General features: G+C 59.0%; 1 protein-coding gene. It reads left to right on the top strand.

Annotated elements, in window-relative coordinates; all coding sequences use genetic code 11:
• The coding region (locus AAEZ09_RS28135) for a transposase (RefSeq protein WP_350601621.1) at nt 1–278 on the top strand (278 nt) is incomplete at both ends.

Genomic DNA, 278 nt, shown 5'->3' with positions numbered 1-278 from the left:
CGGTTATACCGGTGTCGAGAAGCGTGCCGAACATGATGGTCGTGAGGTGATCTGGCAGGTGGCGGCACGGCGCAGCACTTACAAGAAACTGGGCAAGAGCAGCCCGCTTTACAAAGCCAGGCGCAAGATCGAGAAGGCCAAAGCCCAGGTGCGGGCCAAGGTCGAACACCCGTTCCGGGTGATCAAGCGCCAATTTGGCTATGTGAAGACGCGCTTCCGTGGCCTGGCAAAGAACACCGCGCAACTGGTGACACTGTTCGCGCTGTCGAATCTGTGGA

It is taken from the genome of Pseudomonas sp. 65/3-MNA-CIBAN-0223 (assembly GCF_040310425.1).
GTDB lineage: Bacteria > Pseudomonadota > Gammaproteobacteria > Pseudomonadales > Pseudomonadaceae > Aquipseudomonas > Aquipseudomonas gregormendelii.
The sequence above is the reverse complement of the archived record's forward strand: the minus strand, read 5'-3'. Positions and strand labels throughout refer to the sequence as shown.